Source organism: Streptomyces chisholmiae (genome assembly GCF_031845445.1).
Lineage (GTDB): Bacteria > Actinomycetota > Actinomycetes > Streptomycetales > Streptomycetaceae > Streptomyces > Streptomyces chisholmiae.
Genome location: NZ_JAVREO010000003.1, coordinates 390,656 through 404,599, shown reverse-complemented (window position 1 = coordinate 404,599; position 13,944 = coordinate 390,656). Strand labels below are relative to the sequence as shown.

14 protein-coding genes are annotated in these 13,944 nt (G+C 75.2%); 8 read left to right on the top strand and 6 right to left on the bottom strand.

Going from position 1 to position 13,944, the window contains the following annotated elements; all coding sequences use genetic code 11:
- The first annotated feature begins 177 nt into the window (after positions 1-177).
- The 5 genes from RM844_RS06920 (at position 178) to RM844_RS06900 (ending at position 4,275) form a co-directional block, all read left to right on the top strand.
- Positions 178-1,188, top strand: coding sequence for a TerC family protein (locus tag RM844_RS06920; RefSeq protein ID WP_311665956.1), 1,011 nt, complete (start codon positions 178-180; stop codon positions 1,186-1,188).
- Positions 1,189-1,331: 143 nt separating this feature from the next.
- On the top strand, positions 1,332-1,652 hold the full coding sequence (locus RM844_RS06915) for an SGM_3592 family protein (protein WP_311665954.1): 321 nt from the start codon (positions 1,332-1,334) through the stop codon (positions 1,650-1,652).
- A 187-nt stretch (positions 1,653-1,839) separates the two neighbouring features.
- Positions 1,840-2,652, top strand: coding sequence for an alpha/beta fold hydrolase (locus tag RM844_RS06910; protein WP_311665952.1), 813 nt, complete (start codon positions 1,840-1,842; stop codon positions 2,650-2,652).
- Positions 2,653-2,831: 179 nt separating this feature from the next.
- The gene (locus RM844_RS06905; protein WP_311665950.1) at positions 2,832-3,803 is read left to right on the top strand and encodes a DMT family transporter; all 972 of its coding nucleotides are present in this window, start codon (positions 2,832-2,834) and stop codon (positions 3,801-3,803) included.
- A gap of 79 nt (positions 3,804-3,882) precedes the next feature.
- Positions 3,883-4,275: a VOC family protein gene (locus RM844_RS06900; RefSeq protein WP_311665948.1), complete on the top strand. Its 393-nt coding sequence runs from the start codon at positions 3,883-3,885 to the stop codon at positions 4,273-4,275.
- 39 nt (positions 4,276-4,314) lie between these two features.
- Here the strand turns inward: RM844_RS06900 and xylA are convergent, their stop codons facing one another.
- Positions 4,315-5,487, bottom strand: a complete 1,173-nt coding sequence (gene xylA / locus RM844_RS06895; protein ID WP_311665946.1) for a xylose isomerase — start codon at positions 5,485-5,487, stop codon at positions 4,315-4,317.
- A gap of 106 nt (positions 5,488-5,593) precedes the next feature.
- Between xylA and xylB the strand changes: the two genes are divergently transcribed.
- Together xylB and RM844_RS06885 are read left to right on the top strand one after the other, a co-directional pair.
- On the top strand, positions 5,594-7,027 hold the full coding sequence (gene xylB, locus RM844_RS06890) for a xylulokinase (protein WP_311665944.1): 1,434 nt from the start codon (positions 5,594-5,596) through the stop codon (positions 7,025-7,027).
- Positions 7,028-7,088: 61 nt separating this feature from the next.
- A complete protein-coding gene (locus tag RM844_RS06885; protein ID WP_394814450.1) occupies positions 7,089-8,336 on the top strand; it encodes an ROK family protein in 1,248 nt (415 codons plus the stop codon).
- 414 nt (positions 8,337-8,750) lie between these two features.
- Here the strand turns inward: RM844_RS06885 and RM844_RS06880 are convergent, their stop codons facing one another.
- The 5 genes from RM844_RS06880 to RM844_RS06860 all read right to left on the bottom strand — a co-directional run bounded on the left by RM844_RS06880 (position 8,751) and on the right by RM844_RS06860 (position 13,134).
- Positions 8,751-8,945, bottom strand: a complete 195-nt coding sequence (locus RM844_RS06880; RefSeq protein WP_311665942.1) for a ferredoxin — start codon at positions 8,943-8,945, stop codon at positions 8,751-8,753.
- Positions 8,946-9,024: 79 nt separating this feature from the next.
- A complete protein-coding gene (locus tag RM844_RS06875) occupies positions 9,025-10,224 on the bottom strand; it encodes a cytochrome P450 (protein WP_311665940.1) in 1,200 nt (399 codons plus the stop codon).
- 61 nt (positions 10,225-10,285) lie between these two features.
- Positions 10,286-11,473 (bottom strand): NAD(P)/FAD-dependent oxidoreductase, encoded by a 1,188-nt coding sequence (locus RM844_RS06870; RefSeq protein ID WP_311665938.1) that lies wholly within the window; start codon positions 11,471-11,473, stop codon positions 10,286-10,288.
- Positions 11,470-12,180: a TetR/AcrR family transcriptional regulator gene (locus RM844_RS06865; RefSeq protein ID WP_311665936.1), complete on the bottom strand. Its 711-nt coding sequence runs from the start codon at positions 12,178-12,180 to the stop codon at positions 11,470-11,472. The genes RM844_RS06870 and RM844_RS06865 overlap by 4 nt, the downstream gene beginning before the upstream one ends.
- A 345-nt stretch (positions 12,181-12,525) precedes the next feature.
- Positions 12,526-13,134 carry a TetR/AcrR family transcriptional regulator gene (locus tag RM844_RS06860; RefSeq protein WP_311665934.1) on the bottom strand — a complete coding sequence of 203 codons (609 nt, stop codon included), beginning with the start codon at positions 13,132-13,134 and terminating at the stop codon, positions 12,526-12,528.
- 156 nt (positions 13,135-13,290) lie between these two features.
- Between RM844_RS06860 and RM844_RS06855 the strand changes: the two genes are divergently transcribed.
- A complete protein-coding gene (locus tag RM844_RS06855) occupies positions 13,291-13,923 on the top strand; it encodes an NAD(P)H-dependent oxidoreductase (protein ID WP_311665932.1) in 633 nt (210 codons plus the stop codon).
- Positions 13,924-13,944 lie beyond the last annotated feature (21 nt).

Here is a 13,944-nt window from a genome sequence, read left to right as displayed (position 1 = left end):
CGTGCGCCACCGGGAAGAATGCTCCCCGGCCGTCGAATTACCCACGGCCCGCCCGGATTTCGAACCGGCTTCGCCGGCGTCGGGGAGCGGGCGACTTTACCGTTCCATTACCATTACCCCAGCCGCGACGGACCGCCGCGCGGAGAACAGCCATGCCGCGCTGAGACCGGAGGAAAAGTGGACGTCTCGTTGACCATGTGGGTGCTCACCGTGGTGGTGTTGTGCGCCTTCATCGCAGTGGACTTCTTCTTTGGCCGCAAACCCCACGAGGTGACCCTGAAGGAGGCCGGCACCTGGACCATCTTCTGGGTGGTGCTGGCCGTGCTCTTCGGAATCGGGTTGGCGGTATTCGAGGGCGGCACCCCGTCCAGCGAGTTCTTCGCCGGATATGTCACCGAGAAGTCGCTCAGCGTGGACAACCTCTTCGTCTTCGTGTTGATCATGACGAAGTTCGCCGTGCCGGCCGAGTACCAGGCCCGGGTCCTGATGGTCGGCGTCCTGATCGCGCTGGTACTGCGGGCCGCGTTCATCGCCGCCGGTGCCGCGATGATCGCCAACTTCTCATGGGTCTTCTACATCTTCGGCGCCTTCCTGATCTGGACCGCCTGGAAGCTGATCAAGGAGGCCAGGTCCAACGACGAGGACGAGGAGTACGAGGAGAACCGTTTCCTGAAGATGGTGGAGAAGCGCTTCCCCGCCACCGACCAGTACCACGGCACCAAGCTCTGGATCCATGAGAACGGCCGCCGGCTGATCACCCCGATGCTGATCGTCATGCTGGCCATCGGCAGCACCGACATCCTCTTCGCGCTGGACTCCATCCCCGCCATCTTCGGCCTGACGGAGGACGCCTACATCGTCTTCACCGCCAACGCCTTCGCGCTGATGGGCCTGCGCCAGCTGTACTTCCTGATCGGCGGCCTGCTGGAGAAGCTGGTCCACCTCTCCTACGGCCTCTCCGTGATCCTCGGCTTCATCGGCGTCAAGCTGGTGCTGCACGCGCTGCACGAGTCCGGCGTGGACACCCCGGAGATCAGCATCGCCGTCTCGCTGACCGTGATCTGCGGTGTGCTGATCGTCACCACCATCACCAGCCTCTACGCCACCCGCGGTGAGCGGGCCGCGGCGAAGGCCGCGAAGGCGTCCGAGGGGTCGGGCACCGAGGAGTCCGCGGACCACCGTTCCTGACCGCCCTCCGGTACCGTGTCCCGAGGCCGCCGCCGGAACACGGCGGCGGCCTCGGGCGTTGACCTGTACACGGGCGTTGACCTGTACACGGGCGTTGACCTGACAGGGGAGACCGCGCGCCAACGGCGGACGGGAGGCAGCTCATGGGGACGGAGCCCACAGGACAGGACGAGCCGCGCGGCGACGACGAGACCCCGCGCGATGAGGACTGGGACAACCTGGTCCTCGACGAGAGCTTCATCCGTGACGCGGAGGTGCGGGAGCCGACAGCGCGTACCCGGATGCTCCGCGAGCGCTGGAAGGACGGCGGCCCGGCCCCCCAGCCGTGGCGTTCCGACGAGCCGCCCGCGGGCTGGGTGCACGGCTCGGCTCCCGGCAAAAAGAAGAAGAAGTCCCGCAAGGACCGCGACAAGCCGAAGAAGCGCCGCTGGTTTCGCCGCAAGGGCAAGGACGGCGACGCGTAGCGGCGGCCGCGGCCGCCGATCGTGAGCAGGGGCCGTGGTGGTGGCCCGGCGCAAGCCGGGCCCGCCGCGGCCCTTCGCGCTGTGCGGGGGTCGGCGGCGGGCGGCTTCGGGGTATCGTCACCGGCCGGTCGGCGGCCCGCCCCGGTCCTCGGCCACCGCCCCGTTCCCGCCCGCTCCGGAGGTCGCCGTGTCCGTTGGTTCCCCAGCCCCGCGGGCCCTCCCGTTCGCCGTCACCGACAGCGGCGCCTCGGGCGCCGGCGGGCCGGTGCTGTTGCTGGTGCACGGCTGGGGCGGCGACCGTCGGGAGTGGGCCGGGGTGACCGCGGGGCTGGCCGGGCGGCACCGGACGCTGGCGCCCGACCTGCCGGGGCACGGCGACACCGCGCCCCGCCCCGGCCGGCACGCGCCCCGGCTGGTCGCCGACGATCTCGCGGGGTGGCTGCGGGCGACCGGCACCGGCCCGGTGGTGGCGGTGGGGCACTCGATGGGCGGCCAGGTGGTCGCGGCGCTGGCCGTGGACCATCCGGAGCTGGTGCTGGCCACGGTCACCGTGGCCACCGGCTTCGGCGGCGGCGCCGGCCTGGACCGGCTGCGGGCCGAGCAGGCCGCGCTGCGGCGGGAGGGCGCGGCCTGGGTGGCCCGGTTCGCCGGCCGGGCGGCCGGCCCGGCGACCCCGGCCGCGGTGACCGAGCGGGTGCGGCGGCGGCTGGTGGCGGCCGACCCCGCCGTGCTGGCCGCCTACCGGGAGGCGATGTACCTGGCGCCCGGTGCCTTCGGCCGCCGTCCGGCCGCCGCGGCGCTGCTGGCCCGGCGCCGCTGCCCGGCGCTCGCCCTGCACACCAGCGCCGAGGCGGCGGCCTGGGAGGCGGGCCTGCCGGCCCACCCGCTCTCCCGCCAGGTGGTGTGGCCGGAGTGCGGCCACTACCCGCACGAGGAGCGGCCGGTCGAGGTGGCGGCGCTGCTCGCGGACTGGTGCCGCCGGGTGACGGCGGTCGGGTAGCCTGCTGTTCATGCGATCGCTCTGCCGACACCGGGTCATCTCGCCGCCAGTCGCCCGCTGAGGGCACCGGCTCACCCGATCTCGTAGCCGCCCACGGCCTGCCGGCCGTCGGGCCCGCCGCCTGTGCCCTCCGCTGAGCCCCTCGTCGGACCATCACCGGAGCAGGACACCAGATCGCCATGACTTCCCTCTCGGGCTCCACGGGCCCCGGGCGCCTGCCGCGCCCCACCACCTCCCCCGCCTCGCCACTCCCCCAGGGCGCCGCCGGCACCCCCGACCGCACCGGGGCCTGGCTGGTGCTCGCCGCCGCCGCGCTCTGGGGCACCACCGGGACGGCCGCCAGCCTGGCCCCGGACGGCGCCTCCGCGCTGGCCATCGGCGCCGCCACCATGGGCCTGGGCGGGCTGTTCACCCTGCTGCTGGCCGGCCGCGCCGCCTGGGCGGTGGTCCGGCGCGGCGCGCCCCGCTGGCTGCTGTGCGGCGCGGCGGCCATCGTCGGCTACCCGCTGGCCTTCTACACCTCGATGAGCTGGGCCGGGGTGGCGGTCGGCACGGTGGTGAGCATCGGCTCGGCGCCGGTCTTCGCCGCCCTGCTGGAACGCTGCTGCGAGGGCCTGCGGCTCAGCCGCCGCTGGTGGCTGGCGACCGGCGCGGCCGGCGTCGGCTGCGCCGCCCTCGTCTTCGCTGGCGACGGCTCGGCCGGCGGCCAACGGCCGGCCGCCGGCGTCGCGTTGGGGCTGCTCGCCGGCGCCGGCTACGCCGGGTACAGCTACTGCGCGGCACGGCTGATCGGCGACGGCCACGGCTCGCGCGCCACCATGGGGGCGCTCTTCGGGCTGGGCGCGGTGGTGTTGCTGCCGCTGCTGGCGCTGACCGGCGGCGGCCTGCTGGGCTCGGCCCGCGGGCTGGCCGTGGTCGGCTATCTGGCGGTGGTCCCGATGTGCCTGGCCTACCTGCTCTTCGGGGCCGGGCTGGCTCGGGTGCGGACCAGCGCCGCGACCACCCTGAGCCTGCTCGAACCGCTGGTGGCCGCGCTGTTGGCGGTGCTGGTCGTGGGTGAGCGGCTGGGGGTGCTGGGCTGGCTCGGGGTACTGCTGGTCGGCGCCGGGCTGACGGCGCTCACCACCCGGCGGGCGGCCCGCGCCGGCTGAGGCCGGGGCTTGGGCCGGCGGTTTTGGCGTCTCGAAGTATCGGGTGGCGCCGGGGCCTTCGGCCTTCCAGGATGGCCCGATGGCGCGACTTCACGACATCGTCTTCGACGCGGCCCGCCCCTCGGCCGTGGCCCGCTTCTGGGCCGCGGCGTTGGACGGGTACGCGGTGGCCCCGTACGACGAGGCCGAGTTGGCCCGGCTGCGGACGCTGGGCGTCCTCGACCCGGCGGACGACCCGACCGTGCTGGTGGAGCCGGTCGGGGCGGCGGGCCCCCGGGTGTGGTTCCAGCTGGTGCCGGAGGGCCGGCGGGGCAAGAACCGGGTGCACCTGGACCTGAGGGCGGCCGACCCGGCGGCCGAGACCGCGCGGCTGACCGCCCTCGGGGCCCGGGTGGTGGCCCGGCACGAGGGCCACCTGGTGCTGGCCGACCCGGAGGGCAACGAGTTCTGCCTCTTCCCCGAGGCCGGCTGACGGCTCCCCGGGACGAGGAGCACACCGGCCGGCCGGAGGTCAGCCCCGGACGCCCAGCAGGTGGTCCATCGCCAGCTGGTCGAGCGCCTCGAAGGCCATGCCCCTGGCCGCCGCGGCGTCCGCGTCGAACTCCTCGAACGCCGAGGTGTCGGCGAGCAGTTGCTCGAAGCCCTCGCCCTCGGCCAGGGTCGGCCGGGCCAGTTCGTCGACCCGGGCGGCGCGCAGCGCCTCCTGGACGGCGGGGTCGGCCCGGAAGGCGGCGGCGCGCTCCTTGAGGATCAGGTAGTTGCGCATGCAGCCGGCGGCCGAGGCCCAGACGCCGTCGATGTCCTCGGTGCGCGGCGGCTTGAAGTCGAAGTGCCGCGGACCCGCGTAGCCGGCGTTCTCCAGCAGGTCGACCAGCCAGAAGGCGGACCGCAGGTCGCCGGCGCCGAAGCGCAGGTCCTGGTCGTACTTGATGCCGGTCTGGCCGTTGAGGTCGATGTGGAAGAGTTTGTCCGCCCACAGTGCCTGGGCGATGCCGTGCGGAAAGTTCAGGCCGGCCATCTGCTCGTGGCCCACCTCGGGGTTGACGCCGAACAGCTCGGGGCGCTCCAGCCGCTCGATGAAGGCCAGCGCGTGGCCGACGGTCGGCAGCAGGATGTCGCCGCGCGGCTCGTTGGGCTTGGGCTCGATGGCGAACCGCAGGTCGTAGCCCTTGCTGACCACGTAGTCGGCCAGCAGGTCGAAGCCCTCCTTGAAGCGGTCGAGGGCGGACCTGACGTCCTTGGCCCCGCCGCTCTCGGCGCCCTCCCGGCCGCCCCAGGCGACGAAGGTCTGGGCGCCCAGCTCGGCCGCGAGGTCGATGTTGCGCAGCACCTTGCGGAGCGCGAAGCGGCGCACCTCGCGGTCGTTGGAGGTGAAGCCGCCGTCCTTGAAGACGGGGTGGGTGAAGAGGTTGGTGGTGACCATCGGCACCACCACACCGGTGGCGTCCAGCGCCTGCCGGAAGCGCTTGATGTGCCCGTCGCGCTCGGTGGCCGAGGCGCCGAACGGGATCAGGTCGTCGTCGTGGAAGGTGACGCCCCAGGCGCCCAGCTCGGCCAGCCGGTTGACCGACTCGACGGGGTCGAGCACGGGCCGGGTGGCGTCGCCGAACGGGTCGTTCCCGCGCCAGCCGACGGTCCACAGACCGAAGCTGAACTTGTCCTCGGGGGTGGGCTGGAATGACATGGCGGCTCCTCGGCTCCCCAGTATTTCGTCATGGCCGTTAACAAATTAGTATGCGAGGACCCGACTGTGGAACCCCCCTCGCCCCGGGCTCAGAGAGGATCGGCGCATGACCGCAGCAGAAGGCCCCCTGGTTGTCGGTGTGGACAGCTCGACCCAGTCCACCAAGGTGGTGGTGGTGGATTCGGCCACCGGCGCCGTGGTGGCCAGGGGCCAGGCGCCGCACCAGGTGACCGCCGAGCACGACAGCGACCCCGAGGTGTGGTGGGCGGCACTGACCGCGGCGCTCGCCCAGTGCGGCGAGCCGGCCACCCGGGCGGCCGCGGTGGCCGTCGCCGGGCAGCAGCACGGGCTGGTGACGCTGGACGCGGCCGGCCGCCCGGTGCGCAACGCGCTGCTCTGGAACGACACCCGCTCCGCGCCCCAACGGGACCGGCTGCTGGACGAGTTGGGCGGCCCGGGAGCCTGGGCCGAGCGGGTCGGCAGCGTGCCGGCTGCCTCCTTCTCGGTCACCAAGTGGGCCTGGCTGCGGGAGCACGAGCCGGCCGCCGCCGAGGCGACCCGCGCGGTGCGGCTGCCGCACGACTACCTGACCGGCCGGCTCACCGGTCAGGGCCTGGCCGACGGCACCACGGACCGGGGCGACGCCTCGGGCAGCGGCTGGTGGTCCACCGCGACCGGCGACTACGACGCGGAGATCCTGGCCCACGTCGGCCTGGACCCGGCGCTGTTGCCCCGGGTCGTGGCGCCGGGCGAGGCGGCCGGCACGGTCGCCGCCGGCCTGCCGCTGCCGGCCGGCATCCCGGTGGCCGCCGGCACCGGCGACAACATGGCCGGTGCGCTGGGCCTGGGACTGGAGCCCGGCCGCCCGGTGCTCAGCCTGGGCACCTCGGGCACGGTCTACGCGGTCAGCGAGCGCCGGCCGGCCGACCCGAGCGGCACGGTGGCCGGCTTCGCCGACGCCGGCACCGCGTTCCTGCCGCTGGCCTGCACCCTCAACTGCACGCTCGCGGTGGACCGGTTCGCGGCCCTGCTCAGCCGGGACCGGGAGGCGGTGGAGGCCGGCGGCACGGCCGTGGTGCTGCCGTTCCTGGACGGGGAACGCACCCCCGACCTGCCGTACGCGACCGGCCTGGTGCACGGGCTGCGGCACGACACCTCGGCCGGGCAGCTGCTGCAGGCCGCCTACGACGGGGCGGTGTTCGCGCTGCTCAAGGCGCTGGACCTGGTGCTGGACCCGGGCGCCAGCCGGGACGAGCCGATCCTGCTGATCGGCGGCGGGGCCCGGGGCACGGCCTGGCGGGAGACGGTGCGCCGGCTGTCCGGGCGCCCGGTCCAGGTGCCGGTGGCCGAGGAGCTGGTGGCGCTGGGCGCCGCCGCCCAGGCCGCCGGGGTGCTGCTCGGCCGGGACGCGGCGGCGGTGGCCCGCGGCTGGGACACCGCGCGTGGCCCGGCGCTGCCGGCGGTGGCCAGGGACGAGGCGGCGCTGGCCCGGCTCGGCGAGACCCTGACCGACGCGGACGCCCTGCTGCGCCGACCGTGATCCGGCACCGGTCCGGCGCCCGGCCGGCCGTGCGCCCCGTCCCCCACAGGTCGGAGACCCCGTGACCCAGCCCGTGTCGCCGAGCCGGCCGGACGGCCCAGCGGCCCAGCAGGCCACCACCCCGCAGTTCGCGATGCGGCAGCAGAACCTCGCCCGGGTGCTGCACACCCTGGCCGCCGAGGGTTCGCTCTCCCGCGCCGCCGTGGCCACCCGGATCGGGCTGACCAGGGCCGCCGTCTCCACCCTGGTGGAGGAGCTGCTGCGCGGCGGGCTGCTGGTCGAGGAGGGCCCGGGGCGCTCAGGGTCGGTGGGCCGGCCCGGCACCCAGCTGCGGCTGACCGACCGGGGCCCCTGCGGCTTCGGCGCCGAGGTCGGGGTGGACCGGCTGGCGGTGTGCGCCGCCGACCTGCGCGGTGAGATCCGGGTCCGGGTGGAGCGGGAGGTCCGCAACCAGCAGCGCGAGCCGGCCGCCGTGCTCGCCGAGCTGCGGGCGCTGGCCGGCCGGGCGCGGGCCGAGGCGGTCCGGGTCGGGCTGCGGCCGGCGGGGCTGGCCGTGGCCGTGCCCGGGCTGGTCACCCGGGCCGGCTCCACCGTGCTGCGGGCACCCAACCTGGGATGGCGGGACGTGGAGTTGGCCGGCCTGCTGCCCACGGACCTGGGGCCGGTCACCGTGCACAACGAGGCCAGCCTCGGCGGGCTGGCCGAGCTGTGGTCACGCACCGAGCCGGCGGCGGACAGCTTCGTCTATGTCTCGGCCCAGATCGGCATCGGCGCCTCGATCGTGGTGGACGGCCATCTGCTGGCCGGCGCCCACGGGTTCGGCGGCGAGCTGGGGCATGTCCCGGTCCGCCCGGAGGGCCCGGTCTGCGGCTGCGGCGGGCGGGGCTGCCTGGAGACCTACGCGGGCGAGGAGGCGGTGCTGCGCGCGGCCGGGATCGAGCCGGGCCCGGGGGTGCGGCTGGGCGCGCTGACCGCACGCTGCGAGGCGGACGAGGCCACCGCGCTGCGCGCCGTGCGGCGGGCCGGCACCGCGTTGGGCATCGCGCTCTCCGGCGCGGTGAACCTGCTCGACCCGCGCCAGGTGGTGATCGGCGGCACGCTCAGCCGGCTGGCGCCCTGGCTGCTGCCGCCGCTGCGGCGGGAGTTGGCTCGCCGCACCACGGTGGCGGCGGGCGGCCGGCCCACGCCGCTGCCGGTGACCGCCTCGCCGCTCGGCCCGGACGGGCCGCTGCGCGGCGCGGCCGGGCTCGCGGTCCGCACCGCCCTGGACCAGCCGGCGACCCTGCTGGCCCCGGCCCTCCCCCACTGACGGCGGGGCCGGGGCCGGGCCAGCGGCGATGTCGCCGCGCAACGGGCCGCGTCGGGTGGGCGAACGTCGCCCACTCCGCCGGCCGGTCGGGTCGGTCGCCTCCGTGTGCCGAGCCCGCCGACACCTTCGCCGACCGGCGGTCATGCCCGGTGATCTCGATGTGGCACGGGAACCGGGCGGTCTTCCCGGCGACCGTCCGCCCCCCTGTGCGGTGCGGACCGGCTTCGGTGGCCGGGCCACCGGGCGCGGGGTGGCGGCCGTCCGCTCGCGAGGACACGCCGTTCCCGTGGTGGGGGGGATGGGCTTCGCGGTGCACCACCGCGTCGGGAACGAGGCTTGGGGGGGAGCACCGTCGAGGCGCCCCGGGCCGGCCGGCACGCGGTCGGTGCGCGCCGGGCGGCCCGGGCGGGTGCGCTACTCGGTGAGTTGGATGGCCAGGGCCGGGCAGACGGCGGTGGCGTGGCGGACGTTGTCGGTGTCGTCGGGGCTCGGGGTGGTGGTGAGGAGGATGGCGATGCCGTCCTCCTCACGCTGGTCGAAGACCTCGGGGGCGGCCATCACGCACTGGCCGGAGGCCACACACCTGTCCTGGTCCAGGGAGATCTGCATCAGTGTTCCTCACGTGCGAGGGGTTGGTGGGTCGGCGGTTGGCCCGGGCGGGCGGCGGGGTGCCGGGCCCGGCGCCCGGTCACCAGCTGACGGGGAGTTCGTAGACGCCGTAGACCGACCCGTCGTGCTTGAACGGGATCCGGTCCGGATCGGTGGCGAGGTGGAGGGTCGGGACGCGCCGGTAGAGGGTGCCGTAGACGACCTGGAGTTCCAGCCGGGCGAGCGGCTGACCCAGGCACTGGTGCACGCCGAACCCGAAGGCGACGTGGTGGCGGGCGTCGCGCCGGATGTCGAGCCGGTCGGGGTCGTCGGGGAAGGCCAACGGGTCGCGGTTGCCGATGTCGTTGGCGAGGATCAGCCCCTCGCCGGCCCGGATGGTCTCCCCCGCGATCTCGATGTCCGCCAGGGCCACCCGGCGCCGGCCGCTGTGCGTGATGTGCAGGTAACGCAGCAGTTCCTCGACCGCCCCGGCCACCAGGGCCGGGTCGTCCGTGGCCCGCAACTGGGCGAGCTGGTCGGGGTGTTGGAGCAGGGCGAGGGTGCCCAACGCGATCATGTTGGCGGTGGTCTCGTGGCCGGCGATCAGCAGCAGCACCCCCATCTGGGCCGCCTGGGCGCGGGACAGCTCGCCGGCCCTGACCCGGTCGGCGAGGCTGGACAGCAGGTCCTCGCGGGGCTCGGCCAGCTTCTCGGCCACCAGGCGGTCCAGGTAGTCGGTCAACCTGCCGTGCGCGGCGAACCGTTGTTCCTGGGTCACCTCCCGGTTGATGATGGTCGCGCTGTTCGCCTGGAAGAAGTCGTGGTCGGCGTAGGGGACGCCGAGGAGTTCGCAGATCACCAGCGACGGCACCGGCAGCGCGAAGGCCGTCACCAGGTCGACCGGCCTGGGGCCGGCCAGCAGCGTGTCGATCAGGTCGTCGACGATCCGCTGGACGCGGGGGCGCATCGCCTCGACCCGGCGGATGGTGAACGGGGCGGTGACCATCCGCCGCAGCCTGGCGTGCTCCGGATCGTCCATCAGGATGAACCCGATGCTGTTGCCCTGCGCCGGCACCGGGGCCGAACTGGGGTATCCGGGGCGGGTGATGTCGGCGCTGACCCGTGGGTCGGCGAGCAGCGCCCGTTGCTCGGCGTACCGGGTCACCAGCCACGGGGTACTGCCGTCCCACAGGCTGACGCGGGTGAGCGGGCCGGCCTGCTGCCGCTCCCGGAGGGACGGTGGGGGGTCGAACGGGCAGCCGCTGGCCCGGGGCATCGGGAATTCGGGGGGCTCAACCATGGTGGGGGGCGTGGGGAGTTCCTGACTCAAGGCAGTCCCTTCGCGAGGCGGTAGCGGGGCGCTAGCTGGCGGGGGTGGGGGTGAGGTGGTGTCGGAGGAGCCGGGCCTGCTTGGGCATGTTCCAGCCGAGGACGCCGGTCACGGTGTCCCCGCGTCGGTAGACCGCGACGAAACGGCGCTCGGCGATGGCGCCTTCGGCGATGGTGACCGTGTCCCCCGCGGCGGGCAGGCCGTGGAGTTGGAGGCGGGCGTCGAACTGGTCGGTCCAGGTGGAGGGGACGGGCCGGTAGGGCCGTTCGTCGCCCAGGAGCGCGCCGGCGACGGCCAGCGCCTGCTCGGTGGCGTTGGCGCGGTTCTCCCAGCGCACCAGCCGGTCGAACCCGAGGTGGTGCCAACGGGCCACGTCCCCGGCGGCGTAGACGCCGTCGGCCGCGCGGCAGTGGGCGTCGCAGACCACCCCGTCCGCGATCCGCAGGCCGCTGCCGGCGAGCCAGGCGGTGTTGGGCTCGGCACCGATCGCGAGGACCACCACGTCCGCCGGCAGCACCGCGCCGGTGGCCAGCCGCACGCCGGTCACCCGGCCGTCGGCCTCGGTGAGTCCGACCACCGCCGAGCCGGGTCGCAGGCGGACCCCGTGCTCGGTGTGCAGGGCGGCCAGCTCCGCCGCGACGACGGGGCCCAACTGCCCGGCCATGGGGGCGGGTCGCGGGCCGACCAGGGTGACGTCCAGGTCGCCGGCGGTGGCGGCGGTGGCGGCGACCTCGCTGCCCAGCACGCCGTCGCCGACCACGACGAGGCGGGTCGCCGGCCGCAGCGCCGCGCGCAGGGCCAGCGCGTCGTCCAGCGTGCGCAGCGGGTGGACGCCGGCGGGTCGGGGCCGGCCGGGTAACGCGCGGGGGCGCAGGCCCGTCGCGATCACCACGCGGTCCGCGCGCAGCGTGCGGCCGGCGGCGGTGTGGACGGTTCGGTCGGCGGCGTCGAGGGCGACGGCCGGGTCGCCGAGCAGGAAGTCGGCGGAGAGCGCCGCCAGCGCGGCGGGGGCGCGCAGCCGGGTGCGGGCGGCGTCCCAGTGGCCGGCGAGGAGTTGTTTGGACAGCGGCGGCCGGTCGTAGGGCGGGTGGGGCTCGGCACCCAGCACGGTCAGCGCGCCGGGGTAGCCGCGGCGGCGCAGCGCCTCGGCGGTGGCCAGGCCGGCGGCGGACGCCCCGACGATCAGCACGCTCGCCGGGGCGCTCGCCGCGCCGCTCACGACGGGTCCCCGGCCGGGCAGGGTCCGGGGCGCGCGGGGGCGGCCAGGGGTCTGCCGGCGGCGGCCGGGGTGGCGGGGGCGAGCCAGAGGCCGACGAGGACGTCGACCAGCGCGGTGGTGTGCTCGGACCAGCCGACGCCGTCGGCCCGCGGGTCCTGGGCCAGGACGCGTTCCCGTTCGGCGAGCGAGTGCACCAGCAGGGTGCGGGCCATCTCGACGCGCAGCAGCCGCACCTGGGGTGGCAGCGCCGGGAGGCAACGGTTGAGCCCTTCGATGGCACGGCGCAGCGTGGGGCGGCCCAGCGCCTCGTCGAGCACGTCCTCCCGCAGCACCGGGTCGGTCATCACCTGGGCGGCGAACCGCGCGTACCAGCTCTGGCCGCCGAGCGTGGCGAGGTACTCGGTGCTCGGCCGGACCAGGCAGTCGCACCACTCCCGGACGTCGGTGGAGTCGCCGAGGCCGGCGAGCATCCCGGCCCGCAGGGCGTCCATGCCGTCCGCGTGCCGGCGGACGATGGCCCGGACCAGGCCGGCCTTGCCGCCGAAGTGGTAGCCGACGGCCGTGTTGTTGCCCTGCCCGGCGGCCTCGCTGATCTGCCGGCTGGAGACCGCGACCACGCCCCGTTCGGCGAAGAGCCGTTCGGCCGCCGTCAGTATGGCGTCGCGGGTGTGGCTGGCTCGGTCCGCTCGGGGGGTCTGGCCGGTCATGACGCCACCGCTCTCCGTCGTGGGGGAACCGCCGCTGGTTCCACTCTCAGTGAAGGATCCCCACCGACAGTAAGTCAAGCACCTGACTTAAAACCGACGGGCATCGAACACGCCGGGGTCCGGGGCGTGGGCCGGTGCTCCCGACGGCGCGACGGAGGTCACGGCGGGGGCCGGCGGGCGGGCCGGACGGCGACCCGCCGCAGGCCGGTCGGCCCGCTGAAAGGGCAGGTCGGAGCTGCTCCCACCGACGGTCGGGAGGGAGGCGGGCGGAGGGTGGGCGCGGCGGCCGGGCGGGCTGACCGGGTGGCGGCCGGCGAGGGGCGGACCGGGGTCAGGACGCGGGGGTCAGCGGACCAGGCGTTCGATCAGAGTCTGCCAGGCGTCGCCGAGGAACGCGCCCGTCTCGGCCGCCAGACCCACGTCGGTCTCGGGGCGGGAGACGTAGAGCAACAGCGGGCCTTCCAGCGCGGCGGTCAGCTGGATCGCGATGCCGTCCAGGCTGGGGATCGGGCCGATCTGGCGCAGCAGCATCCGGATGTGCAGCTGGGTGACCGAGGGGTCGCCGGCCGGGACGGGCCGGCCACGCTCGAAGGAGGCCCGCGCGATGGCGTGGTGGTCGAGGAGGAAGGTGATCCGGGCGCGGCCGTAGGCGAGGAGCCGCTCGACGGGCTCGGCGCCGGGCCCCAGCGGTGGCGGTCCGGAGATGACGTGCTGCTGGAAGCGTCGCTCGTCGGCGTCCAGCAGCGCGCGGAAGATCCCGGCGCGGCTGCCGAAGCGCCGGAAGACGGTGCCCTTGCCCAGGCCGGCGCGCTCGGCCAGGCCGTCCATCGTGACCCGCTCGATCCCGAGCTCGGCGATCATCTCCCGGGCGGTCCGCAGCAGGTGTTCGCGGTTGCGCACCGCGTCGGCGCGTTCGGCGCGCGGCTTTCCGAAGGGCACGAATGAGCGGTCCACCCGGCCAACCTACCGCCCGGAATACGAAACGGGGTAAAGTCCGTTTAGGCTGTTCGTGCGGCCGCCATCCGACCCGGGCTTCCGGCTCTTCGGCGTTCCCACAGACCACCCAACCGTTCGCCCCACCGGCTCTCTTCCCACCGAGGACCCACCACCATGAACCTGTTCCGTCTGGACGCCAGCATCCTGCCCGGCACCTCCGCCAGCGCCGAGATCGCCGACATAGCCGAGGCCGAGTGGACCGCGGCGCACCCCGAGGGGACCGTGACCCGTCGCCACCTGGGCACCGACGCGCTGCCCGGTGACGCCTGGGCCCTCGCCACCACCGGCGCCTTCACCGCCGAGGCGGACCGCTCCCCCGGTCAGCTCGACGCGCTGGCCCTGGCCGCGACCCTCGCCGAGGAGCTGCAGAACGCGGACGCCGCGATCCTGGCCGTCCCGCTGTACAACTACGGCGTCTCGCAGCACTTCAAGACGTGGGTCGACCTCGTCATCGCCGGCGCCGGCCCCACCACCCCGCTGCTGAAGGGCACCCCCACCGTGCTGGCCACCGCCCTCGGCGGCGGCTACGGCCCCGGCGCGCCCCGCGCCGGCTGGGACCACTCCACCCCCTACCTGGAGCGCGTCCTCGCCGACATCTGGGAGGGCGAGCTGACCGTCATCAAGCGTGAGCTGACCCTCGCCGCCACCACCCCGGGCATGGAGGAGCTGCGCGACCTCGCCCAGGAGCAGCACACCGCGGCGCTCGCCGCCGCCCGCGACGCCGGCAAGGCCCTCGCCGGCAACTGACCCACCGCCGGCCGTTCCGCC

What these genes read in the sequence shown, in the direction of transcription:
- RM844_RS06915 (WP_311665954.1), top strand. Translation starts at nt 1,332, where the DNA reads ATGGGGACGGAGCCCACAGGACAGGACGAGCCGCGCGGCGACGACGAG.
- RM844_RS06905 (WP_311665950.1), top strand. Translation starts at nt 2,832, where the DNA reads ATGACTTCCCTCTCGGGCTCCACGGGCCCCGGGCGCCTGCCGCGCCCC.
- RM844_RS06900 (WP_311665948.1), top strand. Translation starts at nt 3,883, where the DNA reads ATGGCGCGACTTCACGACATCGTCTTCGACGCGGCCCGCCCCTCGGCC.
- xylA (WP_311665946.1), bottom strand. Translation starts at nt 5,487, where the DNA reads ATGTCATTCCAGCCCACCCCCGAGGACAAGTTCAGCTTCGGTCTGTGG.
- xylB (WP_311665944.1), top strand. Translation starts at nt 5,594, where the DNA reads ATGACCGCAGCAGAAGGCCCCCTGGTTGTCGGTGTGGACAGCTCGACC.
- RM844_RS06880 (WP_311665942.1), bottom strand. Translation starts at nt 8,945, where the DNA reads ATGCAGATCTCCCTGGACCAGGACAGGTGTGTGGCCTCCGGCCAGTGC.
- RM844_RS06875 (WP_311665940.1), bottom strand. Translation starts at nt 10,224, where the DNA reads ATGGTTGAGCCCCCCGAATTCCCGATGCCCCGGGCCAGCGGCTGCCCG.
- RM844_RS06865 (WP_311665936.1), bottom strand. Translation starts at nt 12,180, where the DNA reads ATGACCGGCCAGACCCCCCGAGCGGACCGAGCCAGCCACACCCGCGAC.
- RM844_RS06855 (WP_311665932.1), top strand. Translation starts at nt 13,291, where the DNA reads ATGAACCTGTTCCGTCTGGACGCCAGCATCCTGCCCGGCACCTCCGCC.